Source organism: Acinetobacter sp. TTH0-4 (genome assembly GCF_015602665.1).
Taxonomy (GTDB): Bacteria; Pseudomonadota; Gammaproteobacteria; order Pseudomonadales; family Moraxellaceae; genus Acinetobacter; species Acinetobacter albensis.
Map to the genome: position 1 here is coordinate 2,184,493 of NZ_CP059079.1, position 15,427 is coordinate 2,199,919.

The 15,427-nt window shown below is 38.3% G+C and carries 16 protein-coding genes; 7 read left to right on the forward strand and 9 right to left on the reverse strand.

Translation table 11 applies throughout. The features are described 5' to 3' along the window. The first annotated feature begins 93 nt into the window (after positions 1–93). Complete coding sequence (locus H0S58_RS10205) at positions 94–321, forward strand: hypothetical protein (RefSeq protein ID WP_092719459.1); 228 nt, start codon at positions 94–96, stop codon at positions 319–321. Between the two features lie 257 nt (positions 322–578). Further along, the gene (locus H0S58_RS10210) at positions 579–1,787 is read left to right on the forward strand and encodes an MFS transporter (protein ID WP_195726456.1); all 1,209 of its coding nucleotides are present in this window, start codon (positions 579–581) and stop codon (positions 1,785–1,787) included. On the opposite strand, the gene H0S58_RS10215 is transcribed toward H0S58_RS10210, so the two are convergent. Further along, complete coding sequence (locus H0S58_RS10215; protein WP_195726457.1) at positions 1,750–2,655, reverse strand: LysR family transcriptional regulator; 906 nt, start codon at positions 2,653–2,655, stop codon at positions 1,750–1,752. The genes H0S58_RS10210 and H0S58_RS10215 overlap by 38 nt on opposite strands. 244 nt (positions 2,656–2,899) lie before the next feature. Here H0S58_RS10215 and H0S58_RS10220 point away from each other — a divergent pair, with 244 nt between their 5' ends. From H0S58_RS10220 to H0S58_RS10240, 5 genes are all read left to right on the forward strand, one after another. Then, on the forward strand, positions 2,900–3,394 hold the full coding sequence (locus H0S58_RS10220; protein ID WP_227592237.1) for a cyclophilin-like fold protein: 495 nt from the start codon (positions 2,900–2,902) through the stop codon (positions 3,392–3,394). Positions 3,395–3,440: 46 nt separating this feature from the next. After that, on the forward strand, positions 3,441–4,511 hold the full coding sequence (locus H0S58_RS10225; RefSeq protein ID WP_195726458.1) for an alpha/beta hydrolase: 1,071 nt from the start codon (positions 3,441–3,443) through the stop codon (positions 4,509–4,511). A gap of 312 nt (positions 4,512–4,823) precedes the next feature. Next, positions 4,824–5,396: a DUF2358 domain-containing protein gene (locus tag H0S58_RS10230; RefSeq protein ID WP_195726459.1), complete on the forward strand. Its 573-nt coding sequence runs from the start codon at positions 4,824–4,826 to the stop codon at positions 5,394–5,396. Beyond that, on the forward strand, positions 5,366–5,866 hold the full coding sequence (locus tag H0S58_RS10235; RefSeq protein ID WP_195726460.1) for a chalcone isomerase family protein: 501 nt from the start codon (positions 5,366–5,368) through the stop codon (positions 5,864–5,866). Before H0S58_RS10230 ends, H0S58_RS10235 begins: the two co-directional genes overlap by 31 nt. Positions 5,867–5,883: 17 nt before the next feature. Further along, the gene (locus H0S58_RS10240) at positions 5,884–6,582 is read left to right on the forward strand and encodes a response regulator transcription factor (RefSeq protein WP_092719442.1); all 699 of its coding nucleotides are present in this window, start codon (positions 5,884–5,886) and stop codon (positions 6,580–6,582) included. On the opposite strand, the gene H0S58_RS10245 is transcribed toward H0S58_RS10240, so the two are convergent. From H0S58_RS10245 to H0S58_RS10280, 8 genes are all read right to left on the reverse strand, one after another. Beyond that, the gene (locus H0S58_RS10245) at positions 6,575–7,897 is read right to left on the reverse strand and encodes a sensor histidine kinase (RefSeq protein WP_092719439.1); all 1,323 of its coding nucleotides are present in this window, start codon (positions 7,895–7,897) and stop codon (positions 6,575–6,577) included. The genes H0S58_RS10240 and H0S58_RS10245 overlap by 8 nt on opposite strands. A gap of 87 nt (positions 7,898–7,984) precedes the next feature. Next, positions 7,985–9,034 (reverse strand): SAM-dependent methyltransferase, encoded by a 1,050-nt coding sequence (locus H0S58_RS10250; RefSeq protein ID WP_195726461.1) that lies wholly within the window; start codon positions 9,032–9,034, stop codon positions 7,985–7,987. A gap of 8 nt (positions 9,035–9,042) precedes the next feature. Further along, on the reverse strand, positions 9,043–9,822 hold the full coding sequence (locus tag H0S58_RS10255; RefSeq protein WP_195726462.1) for a DUF1295 domain-containing protein: 780 nt from the start codon (positions 9,820–9,822) through the stop codon (positions 9,043–9,045). Between the two features lie 38 nt (positions 9,823–9,860). Continuing rightward, complete coding sequence (locus tag H0S58_RS10260; RefSeq protein ID WP_411164652.1) at positions 9,861–11,057, reverse strand: SAM-dependent methyltransferase; 1,197 nt, start codon at positions 11,055–11,057, stop codon at positions 9,861–9,863. Beyond that, positions 11,054–11,848 (reverse strand): DUF1365 domain-containing protein, encoded by a 795-nt coding sequence (locus H0S58_RS10265; protein WP_195726463.1) that lies wholly within the window; start codon positions 11,846–11,848, stop codon positions 11,054–11,056. The genes H0S58_RS10260 and H0S58_RS10265 overlap by 4 nt, the downstream gene beginning before the upstream one ends. Positions 11,849–11,857: 9 nt before the next feature. Continuing rightward, on the reverse strand, positions 11,858–13,144 hold the full coding sequence (locus H0S58_RS10270; protein ID WP_195726464.1) for an NAD(P)/FAD-dependent oxidoreductase: 1,287 nt from the start codon (positions 13,142–13,144) through the stop codon (positions 11,858–11,860). After that, positions 13,141–14,130, reverse strand: coding sequence for an acyl-CoA desaturase (locus tag H0S58_RS10275; protein ID WP_195726465.1), 990 nt, complete (start codon positions 14,128–14,130; stop codon positions 13,141–13,143). Before H0S58_RS10275 ends, H0S58_RS10270 begins: the two co-directional genes overlap by 4 nt. A 129-nt stretch (positions 14,131–14,259) precedes the next feature. Beyond that, positions 14,260–14,820: a lipocalin family protein gene (locus H0S58_RS10280; RefSeq protein WP_195726466.1), complete on the reverse strand. Its 561-nt coding sequence runs from the start codon at positions 14,818–14,820 to the stop codon at positions 14,260–14,262. Between the last annotated feature and the right edge of the window lie 607 nt (positions 14,821–15,427).

Genomic DNA, 15,427 nt, shown 5'->3' on the forward strand with positions numbered 1-15,427 from the left:
TTTTCAGTCTTTATCAGGTATTAAACTGTACTTTAATAGAATTGAAATAATTTAAGCTTAAATTAAAAAATCAAAACTGAGTGGTTGAATTGTATGAATGATATTAGCGTTAAAAAGATCAATAAACTCATTGAAGAATTTGAACATCAAGGCAATAAAGTAGACCGTTTGGAAATAGGTTATAAAACCTATGCAGCATTAATGTCAGATCAAAAATTTGCAGAAAAAGTCACAAAATCGATGGAAAATTCTAAAGATCGACTTTATAAGAAAATAAAAATTAGTCTGATTACTGAAAAACATTATTTTAAAGTTAAATAAAACAGGTTCTTTATTTTTCACGCTAAGTAAAGGCATTCATCTTGCTAGATCAATATCTAGCAAGCAGATTCAATAAAAAATCACAATCTATTATTCAGAGTGCATTTACTTTAATGCATTCACTTTTCAAAAGATTGATGCATAAAACTCATAACTCTATTCGCCTTTCAGAATCTAATCTATTTCCCCAATTTTTGTTAATCTGCTGACTTCTTCGAACACCTCAATGCTTTGTTGTTCTTAAAGCAGGAAGTCATATGTCTATTTCTCCCCATCAAATTGATCCAGTCATGGCACCATCAAGCCCTCCTGCTTGGGGGGCAGTCTGGGTGATGTCTTTATGCTGCGCTGTTTTGATTGCCGCTGAGTTTATGCCAGTCAGTTTACTTACACCGATTGCCTTCGATTTAAATATGCGCGAAGGGCAAGTCGGACAAGCGATTGCCATTTCAGGGATTTTTGCAGTGATGAGCAGTTTAACCATCAGCAAAATCACCAAACACTGGGATCGACGTCATGTGATTCTTGCTTTGACCATCCTGATGATTATTTCAGGCCTCTTGGTGACCTTGGCACACAATGCCGTATTATTTATGACTGGACGTGCCTTACTCGGGATTGTCATTGGTGGCTTTTGGGCCATCTCCACTGCAATTGTGATGCGATTGGTACCTTTTAACCATGTACCCAAAGCATTGGGACTTTTAAATGGTGGCAATGCTTTGGCCATGACTGTGGCTGCGCCGCTTGGAAGTTTTTTAGGTTCGATCATTGGCTGGCGTGGTGCCTTCTTTTGTATTGTGCCTATTGCAATCATGGCTTTGCTTTGGCAACTCAAAAGTATGCCATCTTTGCCAGTCTTGAATACGCAACAAAAATCTGGACATGCATTTTCACTGTTAAAAAGACCTGTTGTTCTTTTAGGCATGCTCGGTGTTTTGTTCTTATTTATGGGTCAATTTGCACTGTTTACTTATTTACGTCCATTCTTAGAAAATGTAACCATGGTCAATACCAATATGCTTTCAACTCTACTTCTAGTTTTGGGTCTAGCAGGATTGGTTGGAACCTTTGTGATTAGCCATATTTTACATGCCCATGTATATCGCTACCTGTTCTTTATTCCAATAGGCATGGCTCTGGTTGCAACAGTTCTTGTTTTTTTTGGGCATCAAATTTGGATCGTCGCTTTGTTGATGGCAATCTGGGGATTTATTGGGACTTCAGCACCTGTAGCTTGGAATACATGGCTGACACATACTTTGCCCCATGATGCAGAGTTAGGTGGGGGTTTAATGGTGGCCATTATACAACTGGCAATTACATTGGGCGCGACACTCGGCGGAGTATTGTTTGATGCTCAAGGCTACCAGTCCACATTCATCTTTAGCGCGTCGATTCTAGTCTTAAGTGCGATATTTTCATTACTTACTTGGCGTCACCTGTTACACGTAAAGTATCAATAACCAGTTTTAAAGCAGGCGTTTGCTGTCTTCTATGTGGATAATATAAATGATAGCCGGGAAATGTAATGCTGTACTGTTCGAGGACTTTAATTAAACGGCCTTGTTCCAAATCGTCTTGCACCATATCTTCAGGAATATACGCCATTCCTAAGCCGAGTCGCACCGCATCCACACTATGGTAAGACTCGTTAAAAACCCACTGCCCTTGTATTTTAATTTTAACTTCTAAACCATCTTTAACAAATTCCCACGCATAAATTCCGCCCTGTGTGGTGAGTCTAAAACCAATACATTGATGCTGTGTCAATTCTTGCGGTATTTGTGGTATCCCATTTTTTTCAAAATATTCGGGTGTCGCGACCACCACCATATTGACATCTTGACCGATACGCACTGCAATCATTCCATCTGCAACGCGGCTACCAAAACGCACGCCCGCATCAAAACGTTCCGCCACAATATCCACCATGCCACTGTTTGCTGTTAATTCAACATGGACATCGGGATAAAGCAGACTCAAATTTTTGAGTTTAGGTAATAAAATTTGTCGGATGGCATGACTACTGGCATTAATTCTAATTGTACCTGCTGGGGTATCTCTCAATTTGGTCAACAGTGAAAGTTCATTGTCAATTTGGTCAAAATTGGGACTAATGGTTTGTCGTAACCGCTCACCGGCTTCAGTGACTGAAACACTCCGTGTGGTACGCGTGAGCAATAAAATTCCGAGTCGTTCTTCTAGTCCGCGAATGGTATGGCTTAATGCAGATTGGGACACCCCCAGTTTACCCGCAGCTTTGGTAAAGCTTCCTTCCCGAGTCACCATGAGAAAGGCATATAAATCATTATAATTTTCTTTGGTGATCATCCGTGTATTCCACTCAAGATTAAAGCCGGTCTACGTTTCAGTATATCGCTTAATCAAAGCGATTTTAGCTTAATTGATGAAATTTACTCATAAGTTTATGTCTGTTTTTTAGTCTAATCATTTTTCTTGAAAGCACTTACACTCAATTCATTGGAGTTCTTTGAGTTGCTATTTTAGATGCGTTAAAAACCGATTTAAAAGTATTCGAATCCTTCAGTTTAATGACATTGAGATGGTCTCAATCATGAATAAAACAAAGTATTCCTTCGTTATTTTTGGCTGTTTAACCTTGCTCTGTGTTCTTTTCAGTTTAACTGTAGTAAATGCCGAGGCCAAAAACCGAGTCGATCATCATTCACAAAAGAAGCGTTTAAACATGAATATTCGAATTCAGATTGAAGGATCAAAACAGCCCGTTTCGGTGACCTTAATTGATTCACCTACGACGCAAGATTTCATTCAACAATTGCCTCTAACTTTGACCCTAAAAGACTATGCAGCATCAGAAAAAATTACTCATCTTCCTCAAAAATTATCAACTCAAGGCGCACCTAAAGGCTATGTAGGAAAATCAGGTGATCTTACCTATTTCGCACCCTGGGGCAATCTTGCATTTTTCTATAAAGATTCCGATGTTAGATATGCCAACGGATTAATTTTTCTTGGAAAAATGGACATATTACCCAACGATTTTTCTCAAAAAAATGAGCTGAAGATTTTCATCATCCAAGTGAAATAGAGCCTCAACTGCCCTTTTATTAATTTTATGTTTCTTGGAAATCATCATGCAACTTTTAACATTTACACAGAAACTTCGCGTTTCTACAGCGAGTACACTCTTAGTCGCAACCATCGGTCTATTTTCTATCCCTTCAACAATGGCAGCAGATATGTCAAATGTTGCGAATAACTTTTACCAAAGCACTCAAGTTACCATTCAAAAAGTGACCTTTAAAAACCAGTACAATATGAATATTGTAGGTAATTTAATCATTCCGAAAAATTTAAAGACAAATAGCAAAGCACCTGCAATTGTGATCGGGCATCCAATGGGTGCAGTAAAAGAGCAAAGTTCGATGCTGTATGCGCAAAAGCTGGCTGAACAAGGTTTTGTCACCTTGGCGATTGATCAATCTTTTTGGGGTGAAAGCGAAGGGAACGCGCGTAATGTGGTTGCACCCGATATTTATGCAGAAGCGTTTAGTGCAGCGGTGGATTATTTAGGGACACGTGATTTTATTGATCGTAACCGAATTGGTGCTTTGGGTATTTGTGGAAGTGGTAGTTTCGTGATTAGCGCAGCTAAAATCGATCCACGTATGAAAGCAATTGCAACCGTCAGTATGTACGATATGGGTGCTGCAAACCGTAATGCCCTAAACCATTCTCAGACTTTAGCGCAGAGAAAACAAATCATTGCAGATGCAGCAGAACAACGTTATGTTGAATTTACAGGTGGGAAAACTGAATATACCAGTGGCACAGTTCATGAATTAGCAGCAGATACGCATCCGATTCAACGTGAGTTTTTTGACTTTTATCGTACAGCACGCGGTGAATTTACCCCGAAAGGTGCCGACTCAAAAACGACCACACATCCTACGTTGACCAGTAATGTGAAATTTATGAACTTCTATCCATTCAATGACATTGAAACCATTTCACCACGTCCAATGCTGTTTATTACTGGTGATCAGGCACATTCAAAAGAGTTTAGTGAAGAGGCATATAAACGTGCAGGACAATCGAAAGAACTGTATTACGTTAAAGGCGCAGGCCATGTTGATTTGTATGACCGTACTGATCTAATTCCATTTGAAAAATTGGCATCGTTCTTTAACAATAATTTAAAATAATTCTTTAATCATTTTCGATATCGGGAAAGTATGCATACTTTCTTGATATCTCCTGCATAATTTTTGTGATTATGCCGCTTTTAATTATGATTTTTAGATGTAATTTTTGTCGCTTTAAAATACATCTTATTCCATTGAATTTGAGTAGATATACATCACTATTCCAGACCTGATACAAATTAATATAGCCAAACTCATGATGAAAGGAAAACCCTACTCAGGAGCAGGAAAGTTGAGTTTCAGCTATCTTCACATCTCGTTCACACCTCACTCACTAAAGTATAAAAATAAGATTGAAGATGGACCATGATCATGAAATACCCTAAAACAATCACTGCCTCCATATTGGCAGTTCTATGTTTATCTGGATGTAAAAGTGTTCCAAGTTATTCTTCCGATTATAGTACCGCCAAAAACAACATTACTGGTGTCACCTTAACGGACGCACAAGCTTTGGAGATTGGTACAAGTTTCACCACTACATTCAATACGTTAGGTACTCCTGAATTTGTCAATAAAGCAAGTTCGCTCTATGCAGACCAGCTTTTTATTAATGACACGCTATCCCAGTTTTCATCGCGACAAAATTTGGTTGAACATTTCAAAGGCATGAATAAACGTGTTTCGAATGTGACCGTAAAATTATTGAGTGCGACCCATCATCAAGACTCTGCCTATATCCATTGGCATATGGCCTATGATTTCAAAATGTTTGGTACGTCTAAAAAAATGGCGTCTTACGGCATCAGTGAAATTAAAATCAATGCAAATAAGCAAATTATTTTCCAACAAGATTTCTGGGATCCTGCAAATGGTCTATATCGTTCATTGCCGTATGTAGGAGGAGGCTATTCATGGATATTACCATTCAAAAAATCGCCTTGAGTATAATGTGTCTGACGGTTTTTTCCGTCAGTACTTTTACTTCTGCCGCACCTATACAGCCCTGTAGTCAAGCCCCCATTTTGGTTGCTCAAAAACAGGTGGGGCAAGCAAGCTATTTTGCTGAATCCTGTAAACAGTCATGGGATAGCCAAAATATTCAAATGCGTTTTGCTTATAGTCAAGATATTCCAGAATGGGCGTTTAAACGTGCAGCCACACATTTTTTAAAGAAAAACATTCCTGATTTTAACGAAAAATCGGTCTTAAACCGTATTACACAGCTGTATAAACCCGTTAAAAATGGTGATTTATATACTTTAAATTATATGCATTCTTCGCAAACCCTGACCCTTTCACTCAATCAAAAAACATTAGGACAGATTCAAAATGATCAAGCCAATCAATATTTTAAAATTTGGTTAGGTTCACAGCCTTTTAATGCTAAATTAAAACAACAACTTTTAAATTAACATCAGAACGTATTCAAATGACCAAGCATTTTATTCTCATGGTGGAAGACCATTACGAACTGGCATCGACTCTGTGTGAGTTTTTAGAAGAACACGGTTTTGTCGTAGATCATGCCCGTAATTTAGATGCAGCGCGAAATTTCTTAAAACAACATCCTTATCACATTCTGTTATTGGATATTAATTTACCTGATGGCTCAGGTTACGATTTATGTGAATGGCTTAGAACAGAACAAGGCTTAGACCTGCCCGTATTAATGCTGACAGCACGCGATACTTTAGATGATAAATTGAAAGGTTTTGCTTCAGGAACTGATGATTATTTGGTCAAACCGTTTGACTTTAACGAGTTGGTTATGCGGGTTCGAGCTTTAATTAAACGCTCAATGGGTGAGGTCTCTAAAAGCCAACTACAAATTCATGACCTCATTTTAGACACGGCCAGACAACATATTAATCGTGCAGGCCAAAATATAGAGCTGCCGCCTATTCAATTTAAACTATTAAAACTACTCATGCGAAATTCACCCAAAGTGATGAGTAAACAAGAAATCGTCATGGAATTATGGGGAGATTCAGAACCCGAGAGTGATGCTTTACGCAGTCATATTTATAACTTACGTAAAATGATTGATAAGCCTTTTAATCAGAAATTAATTCATACCGTGTCTGGAATCGGCTTAAAAATTTCGCTTGAATCCGATTCACTTAATTAAGATATACCACCACGACCAATCCCGTTGAAGGCATTAAATCAATATCGCGATGAACCGTTAAATAATATTGACGATCAAATAATTCAACACGCCATCCCAATTGCTTACAAAGTTTCTTGACCAATTGCAGCCCAATCCCATGCCCTTTGGTTTGTAATTTTAATTGTGGGCTGGATAACTCTTGCACTTTGACATCATTGGGTAAATTAATCCCGATCCCATTATCGGCAATCAGGACTTTATTTTTTTCTATCCTAATATCAATTGCTGAACCTTGAGAATAATTCAAAGCATTACGTAAAATATTACCAAAAACCATTTTGGTCATAGACGGGTACAGTTGACGTATCTGATCATCTCCATGCTGTTGAAGATTAATATGTATTCCTTTGACCTGACCGACACTCTCTAAATCAACTTGTAGTTCATGTAAAATATCGAAAATTGATCGATGTTCTGGCGTAAGCGTATTGGTGGTATTACGTGCAATTGCGAGTAAAGTATCAACCAACAACTGCATATCTTCAATGGTGTTATCCAAACGGGTGAAAACTTTATTCTCGCCATAACGTGATTGGCACAATTGTACATTGCCCTTTAAAATCGTGAGTGGCGTGCGCAGCTCATGACTGACATCACCACTAAACTCACGTTCTCGATAAATAAAGTCGCTTAAGACTTGATGATATTTTTCTAAGGCTTGTTTTAAATATTCTGCCTCCATGTTGGCCTCAGTGCTGATGTCCTTAAAGGGTGAGGCTTCTTTATTCTGATGTTCCCAATCAATATTTTCCAAGGCATTGGCCAGTCGGGTAATCGGAGAAAAATAGCGACGCGCACGACGATTCCACCACCACAGCACACTATACAGTACGAACAAACTTAGCATTAACGGTGCTAAACCAAACAACCAGATCAGTTTATTGACATTACTTTCACCAAAAACCAAAAGTACATGTTGTCCGTTACGTTCACCATAAACCGTCATGCGCTCTTTACCATCCACAAAATGACGGCCAATTCCAGAGCTTAAATGCATATTTTGAAAATTTTTCGGGGTCACACTGTTCCATCGGTAACCATATAAATTTTTTGTGTCAGGCAAATCTGCATTCGGATTACGCTCCACACGCTGCCAATAGTGCTCCATTTCCTGTTCAAGCGCAGTTTTTAGCAATGTCCCTTTAATCACCCAAGCACTGCATGCAATGCCAATCACAATTGACAAGGCGATCAGTCCAATTTGCAGCCAATAATAACGATTAAAGACTTCGCCCAAGGGATGAGCACGGTTGCCCTTAAATAGCCTCATCATAAACTTATCCCTTGTATGATGACTGAATGATGATTTCAACGCTTGAGATTCACTCGCTCATCTTTAACCTATCAGTTTCAATTTAACTTATACGGCATTTTTATGAAACAAAAAGTGACCAATCACCCACTCTTGTCCTTGTTCAAAACCAAACAGTTCAGCGCAAGCCATAAAAAATATGCGCCAACGTTGCCACCATGCAGCGGCATCTTGACCATAGGTTTTTTCAAATAATGGTTTTAAACTTTTTTCATGCCGATCCATATTTTTAAGCCAAGCATTCGCCGTTCTTTCATATTGCGTACCTGACCACTGCCAATGCTGTTGTAATTTTAAATGGTCTTGAAAATGTAAAAAAGTGGATGCAGATGGCATCAGTCCACCACTGAAAAAGTATTTCGACATCCAGTCATATTCATTTTTGATTTCAAATGGATAGTGCAAAAAGCGATGACAAAAAATATGACACCACAACAATCCTTCGGGTTTAAGCCAAGTATTTATTTTTTCAAATAATTTTTGATAATTACGCACATGTTCAAACATTTCTACCGAAACAACACGATCAAATGATTCGGCTTCAAGTTCCAGCACGTTGACATCACAAGTGATGACAGTCAAATGATTAAACTGTCGTAATTTGGCTTGTTGTTGAATATGCGCACGTTGAGTTGCCGAGTTGGAGACCACAGTGATGGTGGCATTCGGATAATGCTCCGCCATCCATAAACTTAAAGATCCCCAACCACAACCGACTTCCAAAATGTGTTGACCATCTTTTAATTGTGCGCGTTCACAATAACTGGCCAAAGCCAACTCTTCTGCTTCATCCAACGTGGTTTGCGCTTCATTAAATAAACTGGCGCTGTACTTTAAGCGCTTGCCCAGTACTGCCTGAAAAAACTCAGTGGGAAGCTCATAATGTTGTTCATTGGCTTTATCCGTTTCAATCGCAATTTCACTGCTTTTCAGCATGCCCAAAACATCCATATAACGCTGGGCACCCTGTTCAGGATCATAGCGCCCTTCCTGAATTAAGCGTTTTTTACTTAAGCTGCGTATTGCCGCGCGAATTGCCTGATCGGGAAGCAATCCACTTTCGACCAGTTTTAACGACTGTTGAATCATAAAATCCATAGTGTGATCTACTCTTTAGGTTGCCACGGAATAAACATTGAAGTGCGTTGTTGATAATCTCGATAGTTTTGCCCACGATGACGCAATGCTTGTTGTTCGCTAAACGGAATACCAGTGATGTAATATAGAAATGCCCACATCAACAATGGATAAATCCATAACAAATATTGCCCTGCGGCTAAACCTAAAATAGGATAGGCAAACCAATGTAACCATTCAAAAAAATAATTGGGGTGTCGTGAATATTTCCATAAACCTTGATCCATGGTTTTGCCGTGATGTTCAGGTTTTTGTTTAAAACGATACAGTTGCTGATCAGCCGTGCTTTCACCGATAAATGCCAACAGCATCATGATGGCAGCAGCAATCAGTGCCCAATGGGTCCATTCACTCCACTGTATGACAGTCGTGCTCAGTAAAGACAACATCGGGTAGGAAAATAAAATCGCCAATCCTGCTTGAAACATAAAAAAAGCCAAGAAACCCAAATGTTTAAACTGTCCCATTGCACGGCGCATATTGGCATAACGACGATCTTCTTCTGATTCATGCCAATAACGACGCAATAAATGCCAAGTCAATCGTAGAAACCAAATGCTGCTCGCACATCCGATAAAAATACGTACTGATATGGGTGCAGTATCTAACCAAAATGCAGCAATCATCACATTCAGCGCAATACAGAAGCTCCATGCGACATCGACTAAACCGGCACGCTGGTTGTAAGTCACAATCAGCCAACACAGTGCCATAATCACAACATCAAGCAACAAGAAATTGAGTAACATTTTGCTCGCTCCTTGGTCTATTCATGAATGTTTAAAACTTAATAAGCGCTGGCTTCAAATAACATATGCACATCGCTAATCACGCCTTCTTTAAAGCCCCCTTCGCAATAACACAAATAAAAGTCCCACATCCGAATAAAGTTTTCATCAAATCCCAGTGCAAGGACTTGTTCACGCTCAGCCAAAAAGTTTTTTCGCCAAAAATGTAAGGTTTGGGCATAACTTTGACCAATATCTTCTAAGTGTTTTAAACGCAATTTCTGTTCGGATGCTGTTTGGGTGAGCACACTGATGCAGGGGATAAAACTACCGGGGAAAATATAACGCTTAATATAATCTACCGTTTTTAATGCTTTTTTATAACGTGCATCTTCGATGGTGATGGCTTGAATGAGTCCTAAGCCATTTGGTTTAAGCAAATGACGACATTGTTTAAAATAGGTCGATAAATATTGTTCGCCCACTGCTTCAATCATTTCAATAGAAACTAATTTGTCAAACTTACCGTCTAGCAAGCGATAATCTTTTAATTGCACATCTACCCGATGCGCTAATCCTGCTGCTTGAATCCGCGTAACCGCTTCATCATACTGTGCTTGTGAAATGGTAATCGTGGTGACTTTACAACCGTAATTTTGTGCGGCATAAATTGCAAAGCCCCCCCAACCACTGCCAATTTCAACCAGATGATCCATCGGTTTAAGCTGTAGTTTTTGACAAATCAGTTCTTTTTTGTATTCAGATGCTTGCTGCAAAGTCATGTCAGCATCTTTAAACACAGCACTGGAATACATCATGGAGGGATCGAGAAATAACTTAAAGAAATCATTACTCAAATCATAATGATCTGCGATGTTTTTACGACTACCTTCAATTGAATTTTGACGAGATTTGTGCCATGCCTTTAAAAAAATTTGACTGGCTTGAGAAATCACATTTTGATTAATTTTATCAAGTACATCTCGATTACGGGCTAAAATTTGAATCAGCTCGACCAGATGATCACTGCTCCAATAGCCTCGAATATACCCTTCTGCTGCACCCAATACACCACTTTTAAAAACCAAATCCATCAGTTTTTTATCATGAACCTGAACAACAGCACATAGTTCAATACTGTCTCCAACAAAACCATTCCATTCCCCTTGAAATATAATTTGACCGTGACGTAATTTAAATAAACTACGTAAAACCAAGGGTAACGCATCTTGTTCATTGGAAATGAGTGTTTTCATGATTTGGTATTTCCCTTATCTTTCTTTGGGTGTCGATAAAATGGCACTTTTTTCTTCCATAAACGAAAAGCATTCAGATAAATTCCTGCCATCATTTTAAAAGGTTCAAAGACACTGGAAATAGCATAGCGATGCTGTTGTGAAGGAACTGTGATGAGGCGCAATGAAAAGCGCATTGTGGCATCAAATTGCAGTACATCTTGTTGATATAATTGCATATGAATGACTTGTTGCTGCTCCGAAAAATTAAAATTCCAACGATAGTCCATCTCCATCGGCATAAATGGAGAAACATGAAATGATTTTTTAAACTCGAATTGATAGCCCTGAAACTGTGAATGCTGAACTGCTTTCTCTCGACAGTCATGTACATAGACTTTGCGTTCATTCCATGGCGTATTGGTGATTTCACTTAAGATAAATAACGGCTGTTCAGTGGCATCAAACACCATATAGAAAACCACAGAGTTAAAGCGAAAGCCTAAAGTGCGCGGCAAGGTAAGCACACGAATGTGAGTATCTGAGGTCAATTGGATATTGCTGTGTTCTACGATTATTTTTTGGACTTTTTGCCGAATTGAACCCTGTTGCATCGTTAAAAAGTCATCAGCATCAAGTTGAAGTAAATTCCACCGATTTGATGACCATAAACAAGATTGTTGAGTGATGGATTCAATCTGATCGGGATCGAACCATAAATAATTTAATTTTGCGTCAAATTCATGCTGTTTGGGTAAATAGCGTCGATGCCGAATCGTCACGGTTGCGACGGCAAGTGAGCTCATCCACATAACATGTTCCTAAGCGGGCTCGGCTAAAAGCTGTGTCAATTGATTGACCACGTTGGCTGCACTGCGCGCGCCATCTTCATGGAAACCCCAACCCCAATATGCCCCACAAAATGAGGTTCGATATTGCCCATTAATTTCATGCCATAGATTTTGCGCTTCAATCGCTTTTGCATTAAATACAGGATGGCGATATTGTCGCTCGACTAAAATATGTTGTGGATTAATCTGAAAATTTGGGTTCAACGTGGCAAAAACTTGAGATTTACAGGACAAATTTTGCAGTTTGTTCATCCAGTAGCTAAAGGCATAATGAACCTCAGGGATGTGCTTTTTTGGATTAGATTTAGCCTGATCTGCGGTGACATGCACATGCCAGCTTGCCCACTGAGATTTCTGCTTCGGCATAATACTTAGATCACTGTGCACCACCATTTTATTGTCTTGATATGAAAATTGGGACAATACGGATTGTTCAAGTGGTGTCGCATCATTTAACATTTTTAAACTGTCATCGGCATGACTTGCAAAAATCACCCAATCAAATTGCTGCGTATCGCGCTCTGTTTTGACAATCACCTCATCAGCTAAACGTGACACACTGATTACAGCAAGATTTTTAAACTCAATATTAGGCGACTGTTGCTGAATGGCTTGAACGTATTGCGCAGAACCGCCTTTTACCGTTTGCCATTGTGGGCGATCTTTGAGCTGCAACATACGATGATGCTGAAAAAAGCTCACCACGAATTTATAGGGAATTTGTCCCGCTTGCTCGATTGGACATGACCATAAAGCGCCGCACATTGGATACAAATGTTCTTGGCGAAAAGCTTCGGAATAACCATTTTGATTTAAATATTCTTCGATGCTTAACGTTGTATTTGTGTCATCGACATTGAGGTTTTTGTTGGCAGAATAAAATTTAAAAAGGTCAGCCAGCATGACTCTAAACTGAGAGTTTAAAAAATTTTGTGGTCTACTCAGTAAAGAGATCTTTTTCGACGGATTATATTGTAGCCCCGTAACCTGATTGTTTACAGAAAATCCCATATCACTACTTTGTGACTTTACCCCAAGCTCAGCAATCATTTGGCTAAACAGTGGATAGTTATAATCATTAAAAACAATGAAACCACTGTCTACAGCCACTTTTTGACCGTCAATGATTAAATCATGTGTATCAGTATGTCCACCCAAATAAGTATTTTTCTCAAAAACAGTCACCTGATGATGCTTTGAAAGTTTCCATGCGGCATACAATCCAGAAATACCTGAACCAATAATCGCAATTTTCATGAAGACTCTCCAGTTGAGCTATTCTTGCGCTTTGTTTTGATTAATTTTTTTACTTTATCGGAGGATTGAGCGATTTTACTCACCGCATAGACCCGTTGTGGAATCGGTTTTAGCCCCCAGACCAATCCCAACCAAGACATTATTTTTAAAACATAATAAGTGACATCAATCTGCCACCAATAAAAGCCTTGACGCACACTTCCCGCATAATAATGATGGTTGTTATGCCAACCTTCACCTAAAGTAATGATCGATAAAAATAAATTATTTCGACTCTGGTCATCAGTATCAAAATCTCGACGACCATATAGATGCGCCAGTGAATTAATACATAAAGTGGCGTGAATTAACAAGACGGTGGAAACAACAAATCCCCAGACTAGAAGTTGCAAACCCGATGTCCCGAGTTCAGGTTTTGCAATTGCCAACCATTCACCTAAAAAATAAATGGCTGTTGCTGTCAGTAACACAATAATGACGCAAAAACGATCTAGCCAAACCAATTCAGGATACTTGAGCCAATCCTTAATCACGTCTTTCCGAAGAGAAAAATTGTATTCATTTAAAAACCAACCAACATGGCTATACCAAAAACCATGTGTTGATGAATGTGGATCTTGATCGGTATCCGTAAATCGATGATGGTAACGATGATGCGCTGCCCACCATAAAGGCCCACGTTGCGCGCTCATGGTCCCAATCAACACAAAAATAAATTGCACCACACGTGAAGTTTGAAAAGTCTTATGTGATAAGTAGCGATGAAAAAATGCAGTAATTGAAAACATGCGAATCAGATAAAACAGCAGCATAAAAACCACAGCAAACCAAGAGATACCCACCCAAAATACGGCAAGACAAGCAATGTGCAAAAGAATAAAAGGGAGAATACGGATCCATTGAATTTGCTTATTTTCAGATGAAATGCCCTGCGCCCCAATAGGAGTGGACCAACTATCCAACCATCGCATCAGACTTTTAAACATGGATAATCCTAATCGACAAATGATTTGATTTTCTTTTACATAGTTTAGTCAAGTCAGAATGAAATTTATGTGAAGCAGAAATTTTTTTAGTGGAGCCACGAAAAATAGTCGCTCCGCAGATTGGAAATATCAGGGTTGATGGGGTGTTTGAACTAACTTTGATACCTCGTAGCCATATTCACGGGCTGTCTGCAAATAAGATTGATACGTTGCTTGGTCAAGCTTTGAATCACGTGACAGAATCCATAAATATTTATGGCTTGGACCACCCACCAAGGCCACTTTATAATTTGGATCCACTCTTAATACCCAATAATCACCTTGAGTAAAAGGTAGCCATCTTAGGCCTGAAGGCAAAAAACTCACTTTCAGTCTACTGTTACCTGCATTTTGAGCATAGGCCAGACCTTTAGAGCTGATCATTTCATTTGTTTCTGTGCGACAACTATTCAGTACACCTATGGTCTGATCTGAATTAACCGTATATTGAGCTGTTGTATCACTCACACATTTTCGCTGAAAAAACATGGGCAAATGCGCAATTTCATACCATTGACCCGCGTATTGATTCACGTCAATTTTTTCAACTGCCTTCGGTACTCCAGTCTCTGCCTGCGTATGAAAAGATAAAGTAAAAATACTCAAACTCAATACACTACCCGCACATAAAAATTTAAATAGATTTGTCATTTTTGTGACCTTGGAAATTTATTTTTATAAAATAACTTATCTGGCTGTGAATAAAGAGTGAAGATAAAAATGAAATTCTTTACATCAATACTGTTTCAGTATTTTAAAAAAAGTGTATGGAAATACCTTAACGAATACTTTTGTTAGAACTAATGTATAACAATACGAACCTGTTTAAATATTTTAACTGGTATAGAGTGCATCATTCGCCCTAGGCGATAGTCGGACTTTCCAATTTATTTAAAATTTAATTTTCAAAAAAATACAAATTCAATGTCTTAAAATAATTATTTCTGTTTTTTTAAGTTAAAGAAAATATAAAACGTGATTAAAATCACAAATTATTGTTAAGTATCCACATAAAATTTGGGTAATTTTTAACCAATCAAAAGTGTAAAAATATTTTAAATTATTTATATTTTTTTAAATATATTTCAGACACTTGATTGAAATTCACCCCATTAAATTGGCTTTAAAAAAACAATAAACTAAGTTTTCATATTTTTTTATTTTTCTAGAGCATTTACTCTTTATTTAATTGTGCTATTTTTGTCACATGGAGTAACAATCGATCTTAGCTTTTAAAGTTAATTTCTCCAGATATTAA

What these genes read in the sequence shown, in the direction of transcription:
- H0S58_RS10230 (WP_195726459.1), top strand. Translation starts at nt 4,824, where the DNA reads ATGAAATACCCTAAAACAATCACTGCCTCCATATTGGCAGTTCTATGT.
- H0S58_RS10255 (WP_195726462.1), bottom strand. Translation starts at nt 9,822, where the DNA reads ATGTTACTCAATTTCTTGTTGCTTGATGTTGTGATTATGGCACTGTGT.
- H0S58_RS10270 (WP_195726464.1), bottom strand. Translation starts at nt 13,144, where the DNA reads ATGAAAATTGCGATTATTGGTTCAGGTATTTCTGGATTGTATGCCGCA.
- H0S58_RS10240 (WP_092719442.1), top strand. Translation starts at nt 5,884, where the DNA reads ATGACCAAGCATTTTATTCTCATGGTGGAAGACCATTACGAACTGGCA.
- H0S58_RS10275 (WP_195726465.1), bottom strand. Translation starts at nt 14,130, where the DNA reads ATGTTTAAAAGTCTGATGCGATGGTTGGATAGTTGGTCCACTCCTATT.
- H0S58_RS10235 (WP_195726460.1), top strand. Translation starts at nt 5,366, where the DNA reads ATGGATATTACCATTCAAAAAATCGCCTTGAGTATAATGTGTCTGACG.
- H0S58_RS10215 (WP_195726457.1), bottom strand. Translation starts at nt 2,655, where the DNA reads ATGATCACCAAAGAAAATTATAATGATTTATATGCCTTTCTCATGGTG.
- H0S58_RS10210 (WP_195726456.1), top strand. Translation starts at nt 579, where the DNA reads ATGTCTATTTCTCCCCATCAAATTGATCCAGTCATGGCACCATCAAGC.
- H0S58_RS10280 (WP_195726466.1), bottom strand. Translation starts at nt 14,820, where the DNA reads ATGACAAATCTATTTAAATTTTTATGTGCGGGTAGTGTATTGAGTTTG.
- H0S58_RS10245 (WP_092719439.1), bottom strand. Translation starts at nt 7,897, where the DNA reads ATGATGAGGCTATTTAAGGGCAACCGTGCTCATCCCTTGGGCGAAGTC.
- H0S58_RS10225 (WP_195726458.1), top strand. Translation starts at nt 3,441, where the DNA reads ATGCAACTTTTAACATTTACACAGAAACTTCGCGTTTCTACAGCGAGT.
- H0S58_RS10205 (WP_092719459.1), top strand. Translation starts at nt 94, where the DNA reads ATGAATGATATTAGCGTTAAAAAGATCAATAAACTCATTGAAGAATTT.
- H0S58_RS10220 (WP_227592237.1), top strand. Translation starts at nt 2,900, where the DNA reads ATGAATAAAACAAAGTATTCCTTCGTTATTTTTGGCTGTTTAACCTTG.
- H0S58_RS10260 (WP_411164652.1), bottom strand. Translation starts at nt 11,057, where the DNA reads ATGAAAACACTCATTTCCAATGAACAAGATGCGTTACCCTTGGTTTTA.
- H0S58_RS10250 (WP_195726461.1), bottom strand. Translation starts at nt 9,034, where the DNA reads ATGGATTTTATGATTCAACAGTCGTTAAAACTGGTCGAAAGTGGATTG.
- H0S58_RS10265 (WP_195726463.1), bottom strand. Translation starts at nt 11,848, where the DNA reads ATGTGGATGAGCTCACTTGCCGTCGCAACCGTGACGATTCGGCATCGA.